At 58.9% G+C, this 3918-nt stretch carries 2 protein-coding genes; one reads left to right on the top strand and one right to left on the bottom strand.

Annotation, left to right across the window (positions count from 1 at the left end):
• The first annotated feature begins 1 nt into the window (after window position 1).
• On the top strand, window positions 2–910 hold the full coding sequence (locus A3754_RS10415; RefSeq protein ID WP_063519621.1) for a hydroxymethylglutaryl-CoA lyase: 909 nt from the start codon (window positions 2–4) through the stop codon (window positions 908–910).
• Between the two features lie 428 nt (window positions 911–1338).
• Here A3754_RS10415 and A3754_RS10420 read toward each other — a convergent pair whose 3' ends face one another.
• Complete coding sequence (locus A3754_RS10420; protein ID WP_063519622.1) at window positions 1339–3849, bottom strand: hypothetical protein; 2511 nt, start codon at window positions 3847–3849, stop codon at window positions 1339–1341.
• Window positions 3850–3918: the final 69 nt, after the last annotated feature.

Below are 3918 nucleotides of genomic sequence, written 5' to 3' on the forward strand. Positions count from 1 at the left end.
AGTGGGGCTGCGCGACGGCCTTCAGAATCAATCGGTAACCGTGGACACGGCCACCAAGGCAAAACTGGCCCAGTTACTGGTCGATGCGGGCATGCGCTACCTGGAACCAGTGAGCTTTGTGAGCCCCAAGGCGATACCGCAGATGGCCGATGCCGCCGCCCTGACGCCGCTGCTGCCGCAAGGTGACGCGCTGCACATCCCTCTGCACTACACGGCCCTGGTCCCCAATCTGAAGGGCTACCAGCTGGCGCGGCATGCGGGCTACCCCACGGTGGCGCTGGTGCTGTCCACCACCGATTCCTTCAACGAGCGCAACCTGCGCATGAGCCTGGAGCAAGCCGCGCAAAGCTGTGAAGCCATCATTGCGGCGGCCAAAGCGGACGGCATTGCCACCCGCACCTATATCTCCGGGGCCTTTGCCTGCCCCTACGACGGCCCGGTGCCAGTGACATTGCCCCAGCAACTCAGCGAGCGCATGTTTGCTGCAGGCTCCGACGAGGTAGCCATTGCCGACACCATTGGCGCCGGCAATCCGCAGCAGATGAAGGACATCATGGCGCCGCTGATCCGCGAATTCGGGGCGGAGAAATTCTACGTGCACCTGCACGACACCCGCGGGCTGGCCGCCGCCATGGCCTGGGCCGCTGCGGATCTGGGGGTGCGCCGTTTCGATGCCTCGGTGGGCGGTCTGGGCGGCTGCCCGTTTGCCCCCGGCGCCACCGGCAACATGGCCACTGAAGATATGGTCTACCTGCTGGAAAGTGCCGGCCTGAAGACCGGTATTGATGTGGAAAAACTACGCGCCGCCGTGGCGCTGGCACAGGAGGCCACCCAGCGCCCACTGGGCGGGCGCATCCTCAGCTGGATGGAATCCCAGGAAAAACAGGGCAAGACGCCCTGTCTGTGGTAATCAATCGCCCAGCAAAAGGTTCATCGTGGATGAGCGGGAATCGTCTACAGAAAAGCCCTCTTCCGTAGGAGCGTCGCTGGCGGCGCGATAACCCACGTCGTTTAAGACTGATTTACCGCTGGGGGTACAGGGTTCACAGAGGAAAACCACCTTCCTCTGTGAACCCTGTGCCCTCTGTAGTGAAAATGCTTTTATTCCTGGTCTGGGATCACGCCGCCACCGAGCGTAACGAAGAAACGCCCGCAGGACGGCCCGAAGAGCGAAGCGAATAACCGACGCTCTTACAGCACGGGAGGGGATTAAATTGAGCTTTTCCCGGAAACCCGCAATGAACCACAAAAAAGCCAACCCCCACCATCAAAAACGCCGGGCAACCTCACTGCCCGGCGTTTCATTGTATGGCGTCTTATTGCTTGTCTATCCCGTTATCAGGGTGTGTAGGGATAACGGAACTCGCCAGACAAGGAAATGGCGTCATCATTGTTGGGCAGGACCGGCCCCATATTCCTCGCCACCAGGGTTGCGATATACGTCCCTTCTACCACGCCATCACTTACGCTGGTCACATTGATGGTACAGGAGGCGCCTTCAGACAGGTTTTGGGTGCCTGACTGGGTGTAGGTCGCGCTGTAGGGAATGTTGGCCGGCGTTGACAGTGACATGGTCGGCTTCAAGCCACCCACATCAGTGTTGCAGGTAAAGCTGCCCACCTGCATGGGAATATTGGACCACACCATCCGCATCAGGTTATTGGGCGATTCCAGATCACTAAACACCTTGGAGAAGTAACCGATACTGCCGTTGGAGGCATACTCCGAGGCCAGCTGAAAGCGCTCCCCCTGCGTGAAATGCGTGTTGCCATCATCAATGGTCATGGAAATCCCCTGGGTTTCCTCACCCAGGGCGCCTTCATCACCGCCGTTGTCAGCATGGAAGGTCTGCGTGGTGAAGTTACGGAACTTGCCATGCACGACCAGGGTTCGCTCGGCAGCGGGCAATTCAATATCGCCTGTCCCCAACCCTGAGCCAAAGGCAGCACCGCCTCCGTTGCTAGGCCCCATCAGGGTGGCGGTGTACGAACCGATATACTTGCGCCCGGCATTTTGCTCGATGGTAACGGTGCAATTACCCCCGTTGGCACTCTGAAACTTGAACAGCGGATCGCTAACGGTGATCCAGCCCATCTTCAGGGTCACTTCGGTGTCACCATCGTCGCAGCTGTATTCGCCTGCCGCGGGGTTGTTGTTGCTGCCGGCCTGCAGTTCGAATTTCAGCGCATGATCCGGATGTGAGCCATCCAGCAGGGGCCGGCCACCCAGGAAATGTCCGGAGCGCATCTCACGGGTACCACTATCGATCGTCATGTCCCAACGAATCTCGTCCGCCAGGGCCGGTGCTTCACCGTCAATGCCGGTATGAATAAAGATACGGAACTGACCGTCGCTCAGAGTAACCTGTTCTGCATCCTTGTCGTTACCCAGCGTGGCACTGATGATGCGGCCATCGGTGGCCCCATTACTGAAGTGATAGTCCACATCCAGTTCACAGGCCGTGGCCGTCCAGGTTTTCTGCACGGGTGGGCTGACGCTATTGTCGACGGTCAGCATTGATACCCCTGTGCTGGCTCCACACAACTGCGTACCCAGCGCGCCATGGGCGACATTTACCTGCACCCAGGCCAGTTCATCTCCATTGAACGGCGTTGTGTCGATAATGTTGTAGTCGTTGCCAAAATTATTAGCCCGAATCTGCCGCTTAGCCGTAGTGGCCATGAAGGACTCGATAAACGGCTGTTCCAGAGCCCAAACATTGCCGCCGTACACTACCGCTACCCCATTGCGCATACCCAATAGCTCTGCACCGGGTTCGGGTTCAGGGTCCGAACTGTCTTCCTGAATCAAGGCACGGGTGGTGGTACCCTGGCCATCATCATGGATGATTTCCATAACGTCCCCATCCGCATTGAGGTATACCCGCACACGCTCATCACTATCGGACAGTCCATAGTTCACAGCGACCCGTCGATCTGCGGCTACATTTTTTCGATCGTAAATCGCAACAATATCCGTAGCGACAAAACTGATTCCCGTATCGAAATCAATATCACCCTGTGCAGAAATAATGACGCTGCCACGCACATGGTCGCGGTTGGCCGTCCCACAACTCGCACAGTATCCGGGATCTCCAGTAGCATTTCCTATTACCGTGTAAGTACCAGCAAAGTCAGTCAGCACATCCAGGTTCGCAGGCAATTCCGGGTCGACCGGTTCTTCGTCTTCCGGCGCGTCCGGGAACTGGCCCAGGTTGCCGTCTTTCACCAGATTCAGCAGTGCGTTGTAATCAGCGATAGAGGGGTCGTCATCAATGGCTTCCTGGATCGCATCCAGCACCTGGTCCCAGGCATCGCCAACCGCCAGCGCGGTGCTGAACGGGTCGCCGCCGGGCAGGGTAAAACCGGCATTGGTCATGGCCGTAAGCAGCTCGGTTTTCTTGCTGGCAATGGTGCTGGCATCGGGCCAGTTGGCCGGGGTCGCACTCCAGCTGCCGTCGGCAAGGCCGGTAGCGAGGGCCAGCACCATGTCGGTGATCGGGGTGATATTGATCGTTCCTGCCTGGCTGGCATAGCTGCGCAAGGTTACCGAGGGCGTGCCGCCGGTTACCGTCAACACACACGGCAAGGCAGTGCTGGTGATGTCGCCACTCCAGACCCCATCGGCATTGGTGGTAACGGTGGACGTGAAGCCACTGCCATCGGCACATTCTGCGGTAACGGTGCCGGTCTGGATGGCGGCACCGACGGCTGCAGTACCAGAAAGGCTTGACGCGGCAGGCGCAGACGGCCCGCCGCCTCCGCCATTACCGCTCGAACTATCGCGACTGCTGTCGCCGCCACAACCTGCCACGGCCAGGATGACCCCCAGCAGTCCGGCACGAAACACGAACTTCCCTATTGTTGGCTGCATACCCGATCCCCACGCTGCCTGATTAAAATGGATACTGGCAGCATA

Source organism: Alcanivorax sp. HI0083, assembly GCF_001635175.1.